The following is a 19,727-nucleotide window of genomic DNA, read 5'->3' as shown; positions in this document are numbered from 1 at the left end:
CATTCAATCAATAAAATCATAGTTTAAGACAATTGCTGGCAAAGCTGGAGGGCTGCAACCAGAAATCAGGTTGAGGCGTTGAGGTATGAGTAGTTTAAGGCATAAAAGGAATGATTATATGATGACTATGATGAATCAAAAATGAAGTTTTGGAAATTACTCATAGTCCTCATTCAATCAATAAAATCATATTTTAAGACAATTGCTGGCAAAGCTGGAGGGCGGCTACCCGGAATCCGGTGGAGACGTTGAGGTATGAGTAGTCTAAGGCATAAAAGGAATGATTAAATGATAACTATGATGAATCAGTAATGAAGTTTTGGAAATTACTCATAGTCCTCATTCAATCAATAAAATCATAGTTTAAGACAGTTGCTGGCAAAGCTGGAGGGCTGCAACCAGAAATCAGGTTGAGGCGTTGAGGTATGAGTAAAATAAGCCATGAAAGGAATGATTATATGATGACTATGATGAATCAAAAATGAAGTTTTCGAAATTACTCATAGTCCTCATTCAATCAATAAAATCATAGTTTAAGACAATATAAATAGCAAAACAAAACCCCCGGAGCCTAAGCCCCGGGGGTACATTTATATATGTTAACCCTAATTGTTATTATTGAACCGGAGCCTCAGCTTTAAGGCGTTTAGCCCGGGTTTTTACATTACTGTTGTTCGAAGATATATGGGCCGAAATTTCATGAACAAAACTCCCGTATTTTTCAGGATCAACGCCATAAACACCATTTAAGTAAGGAATTAATTTCCCATTTAATATGTTGATAAGCTCTTTGCGAAGTTCGGTGGCATTATCTTCATTATTACTCTGCGATTTAGCCTTTTGGTGGTGGAGGTAAACATTCTCAAATTCCTTTTGCGACTGTTTAAGCTCAGTTAAAACTTCAGTGATCCCCGAAAGTTTAGCTATTGAATCTTTAATTTCAGGTTCTTCAAGGTGTAGTAACAGTGAGTTTATTTTTGAAGATTCAATGGCATAGCTCATCGAAAAAATTTCCAATCCATAATGGTCAAACACGTTCATTACCTTTTTAGCCGCTTCGCTAATTTCTTTATCAGGATGGTGTATGTAGCCTGATACCAGGTAATAAAATTTTCGTCCTGCATTATCGCGGATTTCATCTTTTTCGCTCAGTTCCGATTCTTCTTTTTGGCGGTCAACAGCCTCGGCAAATTGTATGGATATTGGTTTTAGTAATTTAAAGATGCTTGGTAGATAAGGGTCGTCTTTAAGGTTAGAATCCTGATATACTTTGGTTATTCTTGTGTTTAGCGTATCAAATTCTGAGTTTCTGCTTTTTGAATTGATTTTCTCAATCATAGTTATAAGTTGTTTAAAATTTAATTAAATATTGGTTAACAATAAATGTGCGGCAAGTTTACTATATTATTTTTTACAAAATCCAATACCTCAAAATGTTATATAACAATAAAATTACTATTGACTTTTTCACAGATCAACAATAATAAGGTGTGGGGATGATAAAATAAATACAAAAAAGTTCAAAAAAGCGAAAGTTAAAATAGAGTTGGCAAGAAAAGTCCCATTTCTTCCTTCCTCACACCCTCTGACTTTCTAAAAGGAGAACCGTCAACCCGAATAAAGCGAGGGATTTCTCCTTTAGAGCCTGTCCCGAACTTGTATTCGGGAGGATTGAGCGGTGAGTGATTGGAGCTTTAATTTTTTAGGAGTTTTCTTGCTGATACTAAATATTATGGATTCAGGATGAGCCATTGGTGTTTATGTTATTATCATTTTGATCCTAAAATATGCTTTCGGCAGATGCCAAAGCCCATCTTTTTGAAAAAATGGCTCATCGGCATATGCCGAAAGCCAACTTTTCAACAAAATGGCCTTTCGGTACGTACCGAAACACCATTTTTTCAAGATTTTGTCCTTTCGGCATGTACCGAAACCTGATTTTTTGAAGAAAATGACCTTTCGGCATATGCCGAAACCTCAAATTGTTGAAAAGACGCCTTTCGGCACGTGCCGAAACCCAAAATGTTGAAATAGTGGTTTCGGCGTTTACCGATGAGATTTTGTTTTTTATTCAAAATAATTTTCAGTGCGATTGTAAATTATCTTATTTTATGTTTGAGAATTGTAAAATTATCACCCATCTTATGTAAATATATTTTACACACGTAAAATGCAATACAAATATAATTGCCACATTTATAGTGTAATAATCGGATTGGTATATTATATGTTTTTAATCTGATATCTGACATCAAAAAGTATAAAGTAATGATTAAACACTATTTTAAACTAGCCCTAAGAAATTTTAAGCATAATAAACTGATTTTCTTTGGTAGCCTGATTACCGTTATTCTATGTACCCTTTGTATCTCATTATTGTTTACCTATGTTCATAATGAGTTTACAATGGATGGCTTTCATAAAAGAGGAGATGATATATATGTAATGACTAACAAGTCATCCAACAATAGCCAAACAAGGTTAATTGAGGTAAGGAAATTCTTTAAATTCAATTCTGATAACTATCCGGAAATTGATGAAATAACTTCAGTGATGAAATACCATCAGGGAGATATGAAATTTGCTTACCAAAACCATACCTATACTTCAGGAGGATTGGTTGTTGATACTTCATTTTTTAATGTTTTTGATTTTAAACTTACCATTGGTAATGAGAAAACCATTTTGAGCGACCCGGAAGCTTTGATCCTGACAGAAAGATTTGCCAATAAAATATTTAAAGATAAAAACCCGATAGGGCAACAGGTAAAAGTTACCTCCCGGTCCGAAAAAATTTATACGGTAAAAGCAATTGCTCATAATCCTCCTTCCAACAGTTCCTTTGAGTTCGACTATATTATATCAACCCAATCGGGTGAGTTTCATCGATCTGGTGCTGACTTTATTTTAGTAAATGATGGGTTTGATAAGGATACCTTTTGTGAAGCCATAAAAAACATTGGCGATTCTCATTTTCAGTTTAAGGAAAGTATTACCGGTGTTATGCCATTTAAAGAGATATACTGGGATGAGAGCAATCTGGTAAAGGACCGGTTTTTCAGTAAAAAAGGGGATCGTAAAAATATAAAGGTTTTGTTTTTAATAGCCGCCGTTATTTTTATTATATCCTTACTCAACTTTTCAAACCTCCAAATCATCAATATAAATGATTCTTTAAAAACTATTGGGGTAAACAAAATAGTTGGCGCCGGGCGAAGGCAAATATTCTTTCAAAAAACTATTGAATTAGAACTGCTTGTTTTTGTGTCTGTAATTATTTTAACCGTGTTGTTTATGGTTGCCCTGCCTTTTTTCAATGAACTGACAGAGGTGACTTTAAACCCGGCCATATGGAAAATATTTGTAATAAATCTGGCAATTTTGGTTTCTTTAGTTGCTACTTCAATTATATATCCGGCCTTTGTTTATTTGCGTATTCCCATCATTACCACTTTAAAAAATCAAATTTCAGAAGTAAACCAGATTGTAGGGCGTAAAATTATTGTAACAGCACAATTTGCCCTGTCTTTTGTGTTGTTAATAGCATCGGTAGTGGTTATTAAGCAGTTGAATTTAATGATGGATAAAGACCTGGGGTTTTATTCTGATCATATATTGAGGGTAAAAATGATTCAGGAACCATTGCTTATTGAAAGCAGGGAAGAGGCCATGAAGCAAATTAAAAAAGCTAAGGAAAACTCTCAGTATGTTAACAATGAGTTGCAAGCGCATTGTGCCATCAAAGGATTTACACAAGGCAATTCACCTATTGAACCATTTTCAATGCCATGGAAGAAAGCAGAGGGGCAGTTGGATTACACCACACAAAATGGTTTGTCAGTCAACACCGAATATAGTAATCTGTTTGGGTTACAGCTGGTGGAAGGTCGTTTTTTTGAAAAAGGCAGAGACCAGCAACGGGGGGATAAAGTAGTGATAAACGAAGCGGCAAAAAAGTTCTGGAATATTCAGGATATCACCCGGGAACGGTTGCTCAATAAATATTGGTCGCGGAATAAAAGCGGGGGATTTCAAATAATTGGCGTGGTGAGGGATTTCAATTTCGAGCATCTCTCGGTTAAGCCACAGCCTTTGGTAATGGTTTATTTTGATGATATTGAAGCCGATTATTTTATTCATCTGGATAAAGGTGCATTGAATGCCGGTATTGAAAAAGTGCGGGAACTTTTTGTAAAGAATAATCCAGGTCAGGAGTTTAACTACTCTTTTTTATCAGATGAGGTAGGGCACCTTTACCATAAAGAAAAAAGGTTGAGTAAGATTTATGTGATTTTTACCATCATAGCATTATTAATCTCCTCATTAGGGATGTTTACCATTTCACTATATGATATAAGAAAACGCACTAAAGAAATTGGGGTGCGAAAAGTAAATGGTGCAACAGTTTCTGAAATATTGATTTTGCTTAACCAGAGTTTCGTAAAATGGGTATTGCTTGCTTTTGTGATAGGTAGTCCAATTGCTTATTTTTTAATGGATAATTGGTTAAAAAACTTTGCGTATAAAACCGAATTAAGTTGGTGGATATTTATTTCATCAGGAGTATTTACCCTGGGTATTGTAGTTTTAATAGTAACCTGGCAAAGCTGGAAAGCTTCAACAAAGAATCCGGTAGAGGCTTTAAGGTATGAATAAAAAAATATTTACGTGTAACAGTCTAATTAGTTTTCTAATAAGCAACCGTTATGTAACAAAATCGTCTTGTTGTTGAATGCGGTTGTAATTTTTTTAACAAACAAATAAACTTAAATGAAGAAAATTAAAATGCTGTTTGCCTGCGTAATGCTGGGTGTTTTTTGCATCCCGGCCCATGGCCAGGAAGAAAAGAAAACAGGTGGATGGGACTGGGGAATCCATTCAAGTATTACTCCCTATGTGGATACCGATGTGAAAACACTCAGTTTTATCCGGAAAGATATTGATACCTATGATGATTATTATTATGATTATGTAGATGGTACTTTTTATACATGGGATGTTGGTTTGACTTTAGAGAAGGGAATTGTTGGTGATCACCTGGTATTTACAACAGGTTTAAATTACAATAACGTGGTTACAGGTCTGGATGCAGACGATTATGGGGCATCTTCATTTATGCTGATTAATGTTTCAAATGCCTCCCAACAAATTGAATTTCTTCGTGCATCGTCGTTTGAGCAAAAGGCACATTATGTTGGGGTTCCTGTTGGATTGAAGTTTTATCCGATATCGGATCATTTCTTTAATTTTTATGTAAAAGCAGCGGTTGATGTAAATATTTTGGTTGCACATAAAGTGGATACCAAATTTATTAACCCATCCATGGAAAAGTACAACAATAAAGTGGAAGACCTTTTCGGAGACCCTGCAAGCGTGTTCAGTACCCTAAATGTGGCTGGAGGAATTAAACTGGGTAAAAAGAATCAACCAAGGGTAACGTTAGATGTTGGGCCAAGCTTTTTATTGTCGGGTGATCCCAGTAGCTTAACGCAGGCCAATGTAGGCTTTACGTTTAAACTTAACTTTTTATTACCACTTTAAAATTAGGCTATGTTATATCAAAGAATATTAATTGCACTACTTACATTGTTTGTAATAGCTTGCACTACCGATGAACTATACCTGGAAGATTCAATAGTTATTTCAGATCCTGAAATCCCGTCATTGCCCATTTATTCAGAGCTTGGCTACAATACTTTTGGGGTTCGTTATAACAGGGAATCCATTACAGGAAACTCCTACGATTACCCATTAACCGTAATGGTTGAAAATGGTGCAACTTCGTTGATCTTTAAAGGATCGCAATCCTATAGCAATAAGTTTACCTTTACTTTTAAACTTTCAGAGGCCATGGCTTCGCGGGAAGCGTTATTGACGCTTGGAGGTAAAAAATACAATTTGGACTCAGATAATATTGCTGTAAGTTTAGTTGAAAATAATGAAGAGAAATCATTGGAAATTATCAGTGGTGAATTTGAAATAAAGAACGCACAAAAGATGCTTGTGGATGATGAAGAGAAAGGTGTAATCCTGTCGGGTGTTTTTCAATTCCAGGCAAAGGTTGATGGAGAGCCGGCTTCGTTTTCATATGGAAGGTTTGATGTGGTTATTGGTTACTCAAATTTTTATAATCTGGATTAGAGAAGATATATAGCAGTTGATCATTTTCAATTGTTGTTTTATTAGTAAAAAAATAAGGGAGTTTTAAGATAGATGATTCTATCTGAAAACTCCCTTTTATATTTTCACAATAAGCCTTAGGCTTCTTTACTAATATACTGCCTCACATATTTTTTGAACGCTTTTTGTTGCCATCATAGTATAGAAATGAATAATTGGCACTCCGTTCTTTTTAAGGTCAAGGGCTTGTTGTGTACACCACTCAATACCTACCTGTTTTACTTCATCATTGTTTTTGCACCTGCGCAATTCCTTAGCAAAATCCTCAGGGATCTCACAGCTGAATATTTTTGGTAAAACAGAAAGCTGATTTGCAACGGTTACTGGCTTAATACCCGGGATAATGGGTACATTAATCCCAACAGCACGGCACCTGTCCACAAAATCATAGTATTTTTGATTGTCGAAAAACATCTGGGTCATAACGTACTCGGCACCAGCATCCACTTTGGCTTTTAAGTAGGCCAAATCCGATTCCATATTAGGAGCTTCTTCGTGCTTTTCAGGATATCCGGCAACACCATAGGCAAAAGGGGTGTCAAACTTTTCTCCTTCCGTTCCATCAAGGAAAATGCCTTTGTTCAGGTTGTTAACCTGTTCTGCCAATTCAATGGCGTATTGGTTGCATCGCTCTTCCCGTGGCGGATATTTTTCCTTATGCGTATCATCTCCCCTTAAAACAAGAATGTCGTTTATCCCCAAAAAATTAAGGTCGATCAAGGCATATTCTGTTTCGCTACGGGTAAACCCTCTTGAAATAATATGGGGGATCACTTTGATCCCGTATTTATTTTGGATTGAAGCCGCAACGGCAACTGTTCCCGGGCGTTTACGTATTACCTTCTTCTCAACAAATCCCTGAGTATTGGTCTCAAACTGGTACTCTTCGCGGTGAGAAGTAATATTAATAAATTGTGGATTAAACTCCTTTAATGTATCAATGGTTCTGTAAACCTTATCAATATTGTTTCCCTTTAAAGGGGGTAAAAGCTCAAAAGAAAACTTGGTTTCTTTGTCTTTTAAAACTAACTCTGCAGCTGTCATTTATATTGGTTTTATTATATTTTTAGACTACAATTATTTCAGCCTGTACATCAAGTCTCACTTTATGTTTCCTGAAAAATCTTAAATTTTCTTCGTTATCAATTACTTTAAAAATCTTTTTTCTTTTATTGCAGGCATAGGCTTTTTTATACTTGAATATTTCAATGTCGTGATGATCTTTAAAGAATGTTATTGTTGACTCCAGCTGACTTATGGCATCTTGTATCCAATCCTTTTTCTCGTCCTTTAGCTCAATAAAAAAAATATGATCATCTGAAGTAATCATCCCATCACATCTACCCCGGCCTTCTTCTTCTTTATCTTTTATTACGCATTTATCAATTGCCGTAAATGTTAATGTGTACTTCTTCTTATTTTCTACCTTGGCAATCCAATTTTCAGGTTTGCCCGTATCAGTGTATGCCCTTTCTGCATTCTTGTCGTCACAAATGCCGAATAATTCCAGATCAATTGGAGGTTCTGTACATGCTACATCATAAAAATTCATAGTACTAAAGCTCCTCCTCAATTTCCAATAAAGAATCAAACATACTATTCCCTTGGATTAAAGAATTATTTAAATAATTATTGCTAGAAGGAATTCCTTCAAAGCTTTGTAATTTTCCAATGCTTCCATCCAGCTCATTTAATTGATAAATCGCCACTTCATCTCCCGAAACTATAGCATTCGCTTCAATAACAGCATCCAGTTTTTTCAACAACTCATCTTTATTATCATTCTTTAGTACCTCATTTTTCAGAGTTTCTGCCTGGATAGCGATACTAAGGAAATTAACCATATAAGGGCTATGAGTTGTAAGGATCAACTTATTTCCAACATTTATATTGTTGAATCCAAGAAGACTCTGTAGTATATTCCATTGCGAAGAAGGAAAGAGGTTCTGTTCCGGTTCTTCAACTATATTAATCAATGATGATTTGTTGAACTTGGATGACAATACAGATATTGCTAACCTCTGTTGTTCCTCTGTAAGACTATCATTTTGCAAAATTTCCTGAACCTTTGTTTTAAATCGCTCTTTTTCATCAACACTCATGTGCGAAGCATTATCCTTGCTTTGCCTTGAAACATTTTTTGAAAGATAGTCTGATACCAGGAATAATGGAACGAGGGACTGAAAACCACTTGATGCCTCTGTTAAGCCTACACTATAATTACTTCCTAAAACATTTAAAGAATCATTTAACTGATCATAATCAAGTTTGGTATTATTTACAGGCAAATCAATATCATCCTTGATACTCTTTCTTGCATTGTCAAATTCAGTAAGAAATTCACTTAATGATTTGGATGATAGCTTTAGCTCTTTTGGTGTTTTAACATATGATATAAAGTTCCTCTCTGCAGGAACATACATTATTTGAGGAAGTGTATAAGTTTTTGCATTACTGTTTTCATAGATCTTAACATCACCTTTATCATATACAATACAATAAGCATCCCCCTCATACTCCAGGCAGGTTTCATCAGTAAAATAATTTTCTAATCTGTGATAGCTTATATATTGATCTTTTAAAGCATTATCGTTTTCGAACCTGCTCTTATTATAATCGCCCCTAACCAATACTTTTTCAATCCATGAAAATGTAGAAATAAGCTTGGCAACAGTACTTTTGCCAGAGCCCTGATTCCCAATGAAAACAGTTACTTTATTTATATCCAGCCATCCTTCCTGTTGGTTATAGCCAGATTTAATTGGGCCAAAATTCTTTATTCTTATTCTACTCATTTTCTGTGAAAACTATTGCAATAACAATAATATTGGTGGAACCTAAATACTACTTATAACTTAAATTTACCGGAATCCACTTCTCCATTTCTTCTGTTGTAATTCCTTTTCGCTGAGCTAAATCTTCTACCTGATCTTTGCCTACTTTTCCTATTCCGAAATACATGGCCTTGGGATGGGCAAAATACAAACCACTTACTGATGCATTTGGATACATGCTAAAATGCTCAGTTAAGGTAATACCCACATTCTTTTCCACTTCCATCAAATCAAACAGCAGGCGCTTTTCACTGTGGTCGGGACAAGCAGGATAACCTAATGCTGGACGGATGCCCCTGTAGCGTTCACGAATGAAATTTTCTGTATTAAATTCCTCTTCCGGAGCGTATCCCCAAAATTCTTTGCGTAACCTAAAGTGCAATAGTTCGGCAAAAGCTTCAGCCAACCTGTCGGCTAAGGCTTTTAATAAAATAGCAGAGTAATCGTCGTTATTGTCTTCGTACTCTTTGATCCACTTTTCTATTCCAACGCCTGCTGTAACCGCAAAACCACCAATGTAATCTTCTACCTGCGTTTCTGCAGGGGCAATAAAATCAGCCAGAGAATGGAAAGCTTCCTTTCCCGGTTTGTCTTGTTGCTCGCGCATCTGGTTAAACCTTGTTTTCTCTATGGTTCTTGTTTCGTTGGTATATACAATAATGTCGTCGCCCTGGCTGTTGGCCGGGAATATTCCAAACACAGCTTTTGCGGTAAGCATCTTATCCTGCTCAATATTGTTAAGCATGCTTTGGGCATCTCTCCAGAGTTTTAATGCCTCTTTGGCTTTGGCCAAGCCTTGCTCTGAATTGAATTTTTTAAGCCACTCCTCTTCCTGCTCTTTGGTAACAACGTTTTCTATGCCGTCATAATTTCCTGTAAGGTTCCAAGCCTGATAGAAGAAAGTCCAGTCGATATATTTTCTTATTTCACTTATCGAATAATCGTTAAAAACTTTTACTCCTGTCATGTGTGGAGTATACACTTCCTGCTGGTTCCAATCAATTTTAAAACTATTTTCCCGGGCACTTTCAATTGGCTTAATTACCACAGGGCGTTTATTGGCATTGCGTTCGCGTAGTTCGGCATACTCTTCTTTTATTTTCTTCGAGAATGCTTCCTTGCCCGTTTTTGATAGCAATGCACTTACTACCTGGGCACTTTTTGATGCATCCTTTACATGAACCACTGGCTGGTCATATTCCGGCTCAATCTTTACCGCTGTATGAACTTTTGAAGTGGTTGCCCCTCCCAGCATCAATGGAATGTTAAATCCATTGCGTTTCATCTCTTTGGCTACATTAACCATCTCTTCAAGCGAAGGGGTGATCAAGCCACTTAGTCCTATAATATCTACGCCATGTTCTATGGCTTTCTTTAATATTTCCTCTGTAGGAACCATAACTCCCAGGTCAATAACCTCGTAGTTGTTACAGCCCAATATTACGCTTACAATGTTTTTCCCAATGTCATGAACATCTCCTTTTACTGTGGCCATCAGAATTTTTCCGTTGCTTGAGGAAGCACCGGTAGCTTCTTTTTCCTTTTCGATTATTGGCTGAAGGATGGCAACAGCCTTTTTCATGACGCGAGCGGTTTTTACTACCTGGGGCAAAAACATTTTTCCGTTGCCAAACAAATCACCCACCACATTCATCCCGTCCATCAACGGTTGTTCAATAATCCCCAAAGCAGTTGGGTATTTCTCAAGGGCTTCTTTTAAATCTACTTCCAGGTAATCGCTGATCCCTTTTACCAGACAGTGTGTCAATCTTTCTTCCAGGTTTCCCTCTCTCCATGCAGCCTGCTGCGTTTCACCCCCTGCTTGTTGGGTGTTTTTTACGGTCTCGGCATACTCAACCATCCTGTCAGTAGCATCCGGACGCTTGTTTAGTACTACGTCTTCAACGTATCCTAACAATTCTTTTGGTATGTCATCATAAACCTGGAGCATGGCAGGATTAACAATTCCCATATCCAGGCCTTCTTTGATGGCATAATATAAAAATACACTATGGATTGCTTCGCGCACAGCATTGTTTCCTCTAAAAGAGAATGAAAGGTTGCTGATGCCTCCGCTAATATGTGCATGCGGAAGGTTTTCTTTAATCCACTTGCAGGCTTTAATAAAATCTACCGCATAATTATTGTGCTCTTCAATACCTGTTGCAATAGCAAGCACGTTGGGGTCGAATATAATGTCCTGTGGAGGGAAGTTTACTTTTTCTGTTAATAATTTGTAAGCCCTTCCACAAATTTCTTTTCGGCGTTCAAAATTATCAGCCTGGCCCTTTTCATCAAAAGCCATTACCACAACTGCAGCGCCATACTTTTTAATGGTGCGTGCATGTTCAAGGAATGGTCCCTCTCCTTCTTTTAAGCTAATGCTGTTTACAACCGATTTTCCTTGCAGGCATTTAAGTCCGGCCTCAATTACTTCAAATTTTGAAGAATCGACCATTACCGGAACTTTGGATACATCGGGATCTGACATTAACATATTTAAGAAGGTTACCATCTCTTCTTTTGCATCGAGCATGGCATCATCCATATTTACGTCAACTATCTGTGCCCCGTTTTCTACCTGGTGACGGGCAATGTCTACGGCTTCCTCATATTTCTTCTCCTTGATCAGGCGAAGGAATTTGCGGGATCCGGCCACGTTACAACGTTCGCCAATATTCACAAAGTTGGTATCCTGGCGCATTTGTAAGGATTCCAGTCCGCTCAGATGCGTGATTGAAGAAGGCTCGTTTTTGATATGGGCATGGTGCTTGTCGGCCACCTTTGCCATGGCAGCAATATGTTCAGGGGTTGTTCCGCAACAGCCGCCCAAAATATTTACCTTGCCATCGGCCAGCCATTTTCCAACCAGCTCCGACATCTGGTCGGGCGTTTGATCATATTCCCCAAACTGGTTTGGCAGTCCGGCATTGGGATGTGCACTGACGTAAAAAGGCGATTTTTTCGATAATTCAGTAACGTATGGCTCCAGCTCCTGTGCTCCCAATGAGCAGTTTAAGCCGATGCTCAGGATGTCCATATGCGAAACAGAATCAACAAAAGCCTGTAATGTTTGTCCCGATAATGTTCTTCCGCTGGCATCCGTAATGGTGCCGGAAACCATCACCGGAATCTTTTTATCTAATTTTACAAAAATCTCATCAATGGCCATTAAGGCAGCCTTGGCATTTAAGGTGTCAAATACTGTTTCGATCATTAACAGATCAGAACCTCCTGCAATTAAGGCTTCCACTTGTTCCTTGTAGGCCTCCTTAACTTCATCGAAATTGGTTGCCCTAAAACCCGGGTTGTTTACATCGGGCGACAAGGATAAGGCCTTGTTCAATGGTCCGATTGAGCCACATACAAAACGGGGCTTTTCGGGAGTTTTCAGGCTGTATTCATCCGCAACTTCACGGGCAATTTTTGCCGATTCGTAATTGATATCCCAAACAGCCGATTGCATATCATAATCAGCCTGAGAAATAGACGTTGCGTTAAAAGTGTTTGTTTCAATAATATCAGAACCAGCTTCTAGGTACTTGGCATGAATTTCCTTAATTACCTGAGGTTGTGTAATCGAAAGTATGTCATTATTGCCTTTTATGGGCATATGATAATCTTTAAACCTTTCTCCCCTGTAATCCTCTTCTTCAAGTTTATAGGTTTGAATTAAACTACCCATTGCTCCATCAAGAAGCAATATCCTTTCCTCTATTGCTTTATGTAATTTTTTTGTTCTGCCCATATGCGTTTACCTGTATCATATCAACTATAAAACCAGTTAAATGTTTAACGGCAATTGACCGATATGATAATTGTCAGTTTAATATATTTTAAAAGAGCTGCAAAAATAACAAATAATACTGATTTAATTGAGTTTGTATAAACTAAAGTTATGGTATTATGCGGGCCATCCCAACTTTCGCATTTTTCTTATATTTGTGGCAAATTTTAAGCAGATGTCGCAAACATATTTTGAACAACTTTTTGAATCTTTCAATCACAAAAACATTCTTGTAATTGGAGATGTAATGATAGATTCCTATTTGTGGGGAGATGTTACCAGGATTTCACCAGAAGCCCCCGTTCCTATCCTTTCGGGTATTGGGAGGGAAAACCGGTTGGGAGGGGCAGCCAATGTTGCATTGAATATCCAATCACTTGGAGCAACCCCTATACTTTGTTCTGTAATTGGCGACGACATCATGAATCATGATTTTTTCAAGCTCCTGAAAAAGCAAAAGTTAACGCCGGATGGTATTGTTACCTGTCACAACCGGATGACTACTGTAAAAACCCGTGTGATCAGTCAGCATCAACATCTTTTAAGGGTTGATGAAGAAATATGCACCCCTATACCGGAGGATACGGAAGAGAAATTAATGGCCCGGCTAAATGCCTTGGTGGAAACACATCGTATAGATGCCATAATTTTTGAGGACTACGACAAAGGCGTAATTACACCTTCTGTGATTGAAAAGGTAGTAAGTGTAGCCCGGGGTAAAGGGATACCTACCCTGGTTGATCCTAAAAAAAGAAATTTTCTCGACTATAAAGGAGTTACTTTTTTTAAGCCAAACTTTAAGGAGTTTAATGAAGGCTGTAAGCTTGAGCTAAAAAAAGGAGAAAAAGACAAGTTGATAGAAGCCGGTCTGAAATTTCAGAAACAACAAAATATCAATACCTTGATGATTACGCTTTCCGAGCATGGGGTATTTATTAACCAGGATTCGCTTGGGGCAAGTATTGTTCCTGCTGAAATCAGGAATATTGCCGATGTTTCGGGAGCGGGAGATACGGTAATCAGTGTAAGCGCATTGTGTTTGATAGAAGAGATAGAGCCGCATTTAATTGCCCGTATTGCTAATATGGCAGGAGGATTGGTTTGTGAAGAATCGGGGGTTGTTCCTGTAAATAAAGAGTTGCTGTTAAAAGAATGTATCCGGAAAATTGAGCTATAGAGCCAGCAGTGTCACCTGCAATAAAACTTCGTTCAATTGTTGAAACTTTTATATGGGTTTTGGTGTATGAAGTTTTAATTAAAAGTTTAACTTTGACAGTCGTTTTTGATACCTGATCCTGACAACTTCGCAATAGATGGTTGGGGGATCGGGAAAATATAGACTTGAAAATAATTTTATTGCATAATATATTAATTGCCACAATATGGGAAAAATTATTGCATTAGCGAATCAAAAGGGAGGTGTTGGAAAAACAACAACTGCAATTAACCTTGCTGCAAGTTTGGCAGTGCTGGAATACAAGGTTTTGGTAGTTGATGCCGACCCACAGGCCAATGCCACTTCAGGATTGGGTTTTGATTTGAAAGAAATTGAGGCTAGTATTTATGAATGTATCGTTGATGGCATAGAGCCTTCTGAGGCATTACTTAAATCAGACATCGAAGGCCTTGATATTTTACCTTCGCATATTGATTTGGTTGGAGCAGAGATCGAAATGCTCAACCGTTCTAACAGGGAAAATGTATTAAAAGATGTTTTAGGCAAAATAAGAGACAATTATGATTTTATACTTATAGATTGTTCTCCTTCGTTGGGATTGATCACGGTTAATTCACTTACAGCTGCCGATTCGGTTATTATTCCTGTTCAATGTGAATATTTTGCTTTGGAGGGATTGGGTAAGCTGTTAAATACCATCAAGATAATCCAGAGCAGATTAAATACAACATTAGCCATTGAAGGATTCCTTTTGACTATGTATGATTCTCGTTTAAGGCTCTCGAATCAAGTTGTTGAAGAGGTGCAGCGTCATTTCCAGGATATGGTATTTGAAACTTTAATAACACGTAATATTAAATTGAGTGAAGCGCCTAGTTATGGTAAGGCAGTTGTTGAATATGATGCCACATCAAAGGGGGCAATCAATTATCTGAACCTGGCTCGCGAGTTGTTACAAAAAAATAATATGAAAAAATCTGACAGCAAGAGAAAAGCGGCAACGAAATAAGTGTTGTTTACCTTGAAGTCAATTATTATAATAAGCAAATAAATTAGGGCGAAATATATTGGCCCTGATAATCAGAATAAAGAATGGCAAAAAAGAATGCGTTAGGGAGAGGGCTGGGTGCTCTTATTGATAATGCCGATGAGGTAACCAGAAGTAAACCTCTATCGGGAATGGACGAAATAGAAGTTAGTAAGATTGTTGCCAATCCATGGCAGCCACGTACCCGCTTTGATGAAGAGAAACTAGAGGAACTCGCAGCTTCAATTAAAGAAATTGGAGTAATTCAGCCACTTACAGTCCGCAAAAACGGAAACCAATATCAACTTATTGCAGGAGAACGCCGTTTTAGGGCCTCTAAAAAAGTTGGTTTGGAAAAAGTACCAGCTTATGTGCGTACTGCTGACGACGAAACCATGCTTGAAATGGCTTTGGTGGAAAATATTCAGCGTGAAGACCTGGACCCTATTGAGATCGCAATTAGTTACCAACGCTTAATGGACGAATGCCAACTGACTCAGGAAAGCATGTCGGAAAGAGTTGGAAAAAAAAGAGCTACAGTTACCAACTACCTTCGTTTGTTAAAACTACCTGCTGAAATCCAGTTAGGTTTACGTGATAAAAAGCTGGGTATGGGGCATGCCCGTGCAATCATTGGAATTGAAGATGAACAAGTACAGCTAAATATTTACGAAGAAATTGTTGAATATGATTATTCAGTAAGGAAAGTTGAAGAAGTAGTTCGTGAATTAAACAGTGACAAACCCACAAAACAACCTGCTAAAAAGAAAAGCACTTTGCCTGAGGAGTACCAAATGTTAAGCAGCCAGATATCAAATGTTTTTGATACAAAGGTGCAGTTTACCAGAGGCGACAAAGGAAATGGAAAGATTGTAATTCCTTTTAACTCTGATGAGGATTTGGAACGTATTGTTTCTATCCTTGATAAAGTAAACAACAAGTAAGGTACTTCAGGTATTTGATGTAATTACTTAGAAATTTTTGTTTTGAACTTACTATTAAAGAATAAAAAAGGACTACGTAGCCTGATCATTTTGTTCGTTTTATTGATGGTGTCGAGTCATTATATAAATGCGCAGGTTGATTCGGCTACTGTTGTTATAAAGAAGGATGTAGATAAGTCAGTGGTGATTAAACCACACTCACCGCATAAGGCAAGTCTTTACTCGGCTGTCCTTCCGGGGTTGGGGCAGGCCTACAATAAAAAGTACTGGAAAATTCCAATTCTTTATGCAGGTTTTGCCGGAATCATCTATGCTATAGATTTTAATTCGTCAAATTACAGCAAATACAGAAGAGGGTATAGAGACTATTTGCTTCAGGATCCCAATAACACCAGTTATGTAAAGGTTTTCCAAAAACTAATTGACAACAAACGATTAACAATTGAAGAAATAGAACCTGGTGGAAGCCGTTCTGATTGGGTTAGGACTACATTAGAAAATGGGAAGGATTATTATGAAAGATGGCGCAACCTTAGTTATGTTGGTTTTGCCCTGGTGTATATAATTAACATTGTTGATGCCACTGTTGATGCCCATTTTAAAACTTTCGATGTTAGTGATGATCTGAGTATGCGTATTGATCCGGTTGTGCAACCAGGAATTGGGGGTAACAGTGTAGGTTTACAATTGAGACTTACTTTTTAAAACAAAAAATTAACACAATGCTAAAGTTTAAGTTATTAGCCGGCTTTTTGGTAGCCTCTGCTATTAATATATACAGTCAAACCGAACTACAATCGGATACAACAATTGTAGAAACAGATTCCGTAAAACTTGATAACAAAGTAGAACAAGGCTTTTTTACGGAGAATTTAGATACAGTTAAATCAGAAAGTACTTCGCAAGATAGTGCAGTAGTTGCCCAAACAGTATCCTTTCCTAAAATTGTTACAGATTCTCTTTATATCCAGCGCTTGCAAGGTATAGAGTCGCCTTTGGAATTTCCATTTAACAGCAAGGTAAAAGCGTATATTGAACTATATACCCAAAAAAGAAGAGACCAGGTAAGGGTAATGCTTGGTCTATCTGAGTATTATTTCCCTATGTTTGAACAAGCTCTGGATGCCGCAAACCTTCCATTGGAGCTTAAATATCTTCCAATTATTGAATCTGCATTAAACCCCAGGGCGTTTTCAAGGGCAGGAGCTTCGGGGCTTTGGCAATTTATGTATGGTACAGGTAAAATGTACGGGTTAAAGGTTGATTCCTATGTTGATGAAAGAAGGGATCCGGTAAAAGCAACACAGGCTGCAGTAAATTTTCTGAAAGATTTGTATTCAAAATACCACGATTGGTATCTCGTGATAGCTGCCTATAATTGTGGTCCAGGCAATGTCGATAAAGCGATTTACCGCTCTGGTGGGAAAAGGGATTTTTGGCAAATATACTATCGCTTACCCCGGGAAACCAGGGGATATGTGCCTGCTTTTATTGCTGCCGCTTATACAATGACTTATCATCAGGAGCATCTTTTGGCGCCACAGCCGTCTGATTTGTCGATGGCTACTGATACTATTATGATATCTGACCTATTACACTTTAATCAGGTTTCAAAAGTAACCGGTATTTCGTTAGAGCAGCTCCGCAGGTTGAATCCGCAGTACAGGAGGGATGTTGTTCCCGCCCGGAAAAAGGCCTATGCATTAACTATTCCACAAGCTGTAACGGAATCATTTATTACACTTGAAGATTCTATTTTTTCGTATCAGAGAGATAAATATTTTGCATCGAACAGGTTAGTAGTTAATCCATCAGACTCATATAATGCTCCCTCTGTACCCAAGAATAAAGCTAAGGTATATTATACTGTAAAGTCGGGCGATGCTGTAGGCTTAATTGCAGATTGGTATGATGTTTACACTTCCGATTTAAGGTACTGGAACAATATTCGCAGGAATATTATCAGGGTAGGACAAAAATTGGTTATTTATGTTCCAAAAAATAAAGTTGAGCATTATAAAAGGATCAATTCAATGAGCTATGCTGAAAAGCAAGCTATGAATGGCAGGACAGTTGCTGCTTCTCCTAAACCTCAACCAACATCTGTGCCTGAATCTTCAGATTATGTATATTATACAGTGAGGAGCGGAGATAACCTATGGTCTATTGCTAAAAAATATCCCGGAGTTTCAAATTCTGATATTATGAAGCTAAACAAACTAACCAGTTCATCAAAGATCAATCCGGGGCAAAGATTAAAAATTAAGCCTAAGAGTTAAGCTTTGCTTATTGATACACAATAATTGAAATATGATTAAGCCTCCAAAAATATTTTTGTATTACATTGTAATAGCATGTGTTTTTGTGGGCTTAGGTTTTATTATTCCCCGGGAAGGTATCAAGATTAAAGGTTTTCCATATGTTATAAAATGGATTGACCTCAGTCGTTTTTTGCAGTTGCCTCAAGAGGTACCTGCTGTCGCTGAACTTTCAGCAGATAGCATTTTCATCACAGATAGTTTGGATGCCTTGTTGATAGATACGATGCATACAAAGCTGTATGAAAAAGAAGATACATTGGTTTCGCTGTCCGAATTAACAAAAGATACCATTCCAAATATTGAATATCCGGAATCGTTTAGAAACCTGTTATACCAATTTTATAGTAATATATCCTCAGCTGTTGATTCAGGAAAAATTGTGCGAATCCTTCATATGGGCGATTCACAGATTGAAGGGGATCGAATCACTAAATTTCTAAGGGAATCTTTTCAGGAGAGGTTTCAAGGCTCTGGGCCAGGCCTTATTCCTGTTTACGATCCACAAAAACAATTTCCTTCTGTTTGGATCACTAATAAAGGTAAATGGAGCGAGCATAAAGTCTACCAAATTCCCAGAACCATTGAAGGGAATGACTATGGTATTATTGGTAAAGTGGCAAAGATTGATTCAGCCGGGACTTCTGTTCTAAAAATAGCCAAATCGCGTCTGGCGCAACCTAAGGCAAGTAATTTTTACAAAGCCAGGCTGTATCTGAAAAATATTAGCACACCTCTTAGTGTTGCAGCCTATTGGGAAAAAGATCTGATTAGTAAGGATTCCTTGTTGAAAGAATCTGGCATTACTGAAATAAACTGGACTTTTGAACAATGTCCTAAAGAGTTTTCAATTGATTTTAGCTCAGATGAGAGCCCGGTTTTTTTAGGCCTTAGTCTGGATAGTGTCTCTGGCATCTCTGTCGATAATATTTCAATGAGAGGACAATCCACTCCCCGGCTTGATAAAACCAATCAGGAATTGTTTGCCTCCATGGCCAATTATATGAATATTGGTATGGTGATATTGCAATATGGAACCAATATGGTTCCAACTATTTCTGATAATTATGCTTTTTATACCCATTCTTTTTATAGGCAACTAAAAATTTTAAAGAAGACAATGCCAAATGTTCCAGTTTTAATAGTGGGAGTTGGTGATGTGGCTACGCAAAAGGATGGTAAGGCAGAATCGTATAGTCATGTGGAAAAGATAAAGGAAGCCCAAAAAGAAGCGGCATTTAAAGCCGGATTTGCGTTCTTTGATCTATATAAAGCAATGGGAGGTAAAGGCTCTATGCTTCAATGGGTTGATAGAGATCCTAGAATGGCCATGTCTGATTATACCCATTTTAATAAGGTTGGTGGAAAAAAAGTTGCCGATTGGTTATACAATGCCATTTTGCACGACTATAATAAATGGAAGAAAAGCACTACTTTTATCCAGCAAAAGAATTAATAGT

14 protein-coding genes are annotated in these 19,727 nt (G+C 37.5%); 9 read left to right on the top strand and 5 right to left on the bottom strand.

Features of this window, described 5'->3' with window-relative positions:
• Positions 1–615 precede the first annotated feature (615 nt).
• On the bottom strand, positions 616–1,338 hold the full coding sequence (locus OM074_RS02195) for a DUF6261 family protein (RefSeq protein ID WP_301197636.1): 723 nt from the start codon (positions 1,336–1,338) through the stop codon (positions 616–618).
• Positions 1,339–2,268: 930 nt separating this feature from the next.
• Between OM074_RS02195 and OM074_RS02190 the strand changes: the two genes are divergently transcribed.
• The 3 genes from OM074_RS02190 to OM074_RS02180 all read left to right on the top strand — a co-directional run bounded on the left by OM074_RS02190 (position 2,269) and on the right by OM074_RS02180 (position 6,141).
• Entirely contained in the window at positions 2,269–4,656 is a 2,388-nt protein-coding gene (locus OM074_RS02190; protein WP_301197635.1) for an ABC transporter permease, read from the top strand.
• Positions 4,657–4,770: 114 nt separating this feature from the next.
• The gene (locus tag OM074_RS02185) at positions 4,771–5,541 is read left to right on the top strand and encodes a hypothetical protein (RefSeq protein WP_301197634.1); all 771 of its coding nucleotides are present in this window, start codon (positions 4,771–4,773) and stop codon (positions 5,539–5,541) included.
• Between the two features lie 9 nt (positions 5,542–5,550).
• Positions 5,551–6,141 carry a hypothetical protein gene (locus tag OM074_RS02180; protein WP_301197633.1) on the top strand — a complete coding sequence of 197 codons (591 nt, stop codon included), beginning with the start codon at positions 5,551–5,553 and terminating at the stop codon, positions 6,139–6,141.
• 129 nt (positions 6,142–6,270) lie between these two features.
• On the opposite strand, the gene metF is transcribed toward OM074_RS02180, so the two are convergent.
• From metF to metH, 4 genes are read right to left on the bottom strand one after another with little or no spacing between them, the layout of a single operon-like run.
• Complete coding sequence (gene metF, locus OM074_RS02175) at positions 6,271–7,224, bottom strand: methylenetetrahydrofolate reductase [NAD(P)H] (protein ID WP_301197632.1); 954 nt, start codon at positions 7,222–7,224, stop codon at positions 6,271–6,273.
• A gap of 22 nt (positions 7,225–7,246) precedes the next feature.
• Positions 7,247–7,732, bottom strand: a complete 486-nt coding sequence (locus tag OM074_RS02170; RefSeq protein ID WP_301197631.1) for a hypothetical protein — start codon at positions 7,730–7,732, stop codon at positions 7,247–7,249.
• A gap of 4 nt (positions 7,733–7,736) precedes the next feature.
• Positions 7,737–8,975, bottom strand: a complete 1,239-nt coding sequence (locus OM074_RS02165) for an AAA family ATPase (protein WP_301197630.1) — start codon at positions 8,973–8,975, stop codon at positions 7,737–7,739.
• Between the two features lie 49 nt (positions 8,976–9,024).
• A complete protein-coding gene (gene metH / locus OM074_RS02160) occupies positions 9,025–12,762 on the bottom strand; it encodes a methionine synthase (protein WP_301197629.1) in 3,738 nt (1,245 codons plus the stop codon).
• 214 nt (positions 12,763–12,976) lie between these two features.
• Between metH and OM074_RS02155 the strand changes: the two genes are divergently transcribed.
• From OM074_RS02155 to OM074_RS02130, 6 genes are all read left to right on the top strand, one after another.
• A complete protein-coding gene (locus OM074_RS02155) occupies positions 12,977–13,978 on the top strand; it encodes a bifunctional heptose 7-phosphate kinase/heptose 1-phosphate adenyltransferase (protein ID WP_301197628.1) in 1,002 nt (333 codons plus the stop codon).
• Positions 13,979–14,183: 205 nt separating this feature from the next.
• Positions 14,184–14,987 (top strand): ParA family protein, encoded by an 804-nt coding sequence (locus tag OM074_RS02150; protein ID WP_301197627.1) that lies wholly within the window; start codon positions 14,184–14,186, stop codon positions 14,985–14,987.
• An 83-nt stretch (positions 14,988–15,070) separates the two neighbouring features.
• Positions 15,071–15,949, top strand: a complete 879-nt coding sequence (locus OM074_RS02145; RefSeq protein WP_301197626.1) for a ParB/RepB/Spo0J family partition protein — start codon at positions 15,071–15,073, stop codon at positions 15,947–15,949.
• Between the two features lie 42 nt (positions 15,950–15,991).
• The gene (locus OM074_RS02140) at positions 15,992–16,654 is read left to right on the top strand and encodes a DUF5683 domain-containing protein (RefSeq protein ID WP_301197625.1); all 663 of its coding nucleotides are present in this window, start codon (positions 15,992–15,994) and stop codon (positions 16,652–16,654) included.
• A 17-nt stretch (positions 16,655–16,671) separates the two neighbouring features.
• On the top strand, positions 16,672–18,228 hold the full coding sequence (locus OM074_RS02135; protein WP_301197624.1) for a lytic transglycosylase domain-containing protein: 1,557 nt from the start codon (positions 16,672–16,674) through the stop codon (positions 18,226–18,228).
• Positions 18,229–18,259: 31 nt separating this feature from the next.
• On the top strand, positions 18,260–19,723 hold the full coding sequence (locus OM074_RS02130; RefSeq protein ID WP_301197623.1) for an SGNH/GDSL hydrolase family protein: 1,464 nt from the start codon (positions 18,260–18,262) through the stop codon (positions 19,721–19,723).
• The last annotated feature ends 4 nt before the right edge of the window (positions 19,724–19,727 follow it).

Source organism: Plebeiibacterium marinum (assembly GCF_026013615.1).
GTDB classification, from domain to species: Bacteria; Bacteroidota; Bacteroidia; order Bacteroidales; family Marinilabiliaceae; genus Saccharicrinis; species Saccharicrinis marinus_A.
This window is presented reverse-complemented; position numbering and strand designations above follow the sequence as displayed.

Bases quoted from the DNA above. Each gene is read 5' to 3' on its own strand.
- OM074_RS02190 (WP_301197635.1), top strand. From the start codon at position 2,269: ATGATTAAACACTATTTTAAACTAGCCCTAAGAAATTTTAAGCATAAT.
- OM074_RS02155 (WP_301197628.1), top strand. From the start codon at position 12,977: ATGTCGCAAACATATTTTGAACAACTTTTTGAATCTTTCAATCACAAA.
- metF (WP_301197632.1), bottom strand. From the start codon at position 7,224: ATGACAGCTGCAGAGTTAGTTTTAAAAGACAAAGAAACCAAGTTTTCT.
- OM074_RS02165 (WP_301197630.1), bottom strand. From the start codon at position 8,975: ATGAGTAGAATAAGAATAAAGAATTTTGGCCCAATTAAATCTGGCTAT.
- OM074_RS02185 (WP_301197634.1), top strand. From the start codon at position 4,771: ATGAAGAAAATTAAAATGCTGTTTGCCTGCGTAATGCTGGGTGTTTTT.
- OM074_RS02195 (WP_301197636.1), bottom strand. From the start codon at position 1,338: ATGATTGAGAAAATCAATTCAAAAAGCAGAAACTCAGAATTTGATACG.
- OM074_RS02170 (WP_301197631.1), bottom strand. From the start codon at position 7,732: ATGAATTTTTATGATGTAGCATGTACAGAACCTCCAATTGATCTGGAA.
- OM074_RS02150 (WP_301197627.1), top strand. From the start codon at position 14,184: ATGGGAAAAATTATTGCATTAGCGAATCAAAAGGGAGGTGTTGGAAAA.
- OM074_RS02135 (WP_301197624.1), top strand. From the start codon at position 16,672: ATGCTAAAGTTTAAGTTATTAGCCGGCTTTTTGGTAGCCTCTGCTATT.
- OM074_RS02145 (WP_301197626.1), top strand. From the start codon at position 15,071: ATGGCAAAAAAGAATGCGTTAGGGAGAGGGCTGGGTGCTCTTATTGAT.
- metH (WP_301197629.1), bottom strand. From the start codon at position 12,762: ATGGGCAGAACAAAAAAATTACATAAAGCAATAGAGGAAAGGATATTG.
- OM074_RS02180 (WP_301197633.1), top strand. From the start codon at position 5,551: ATGTTATATCAAAGAATATTAATTGCACTACTTACATTGTTTGTAATA.
- OM074_RS02130 (WP_301197623.1), top strand. From the start codon at position 18,260: ATGATTAAGCCTCCAAAAATATTTTTGTATTACATTGTAATAGCATGT.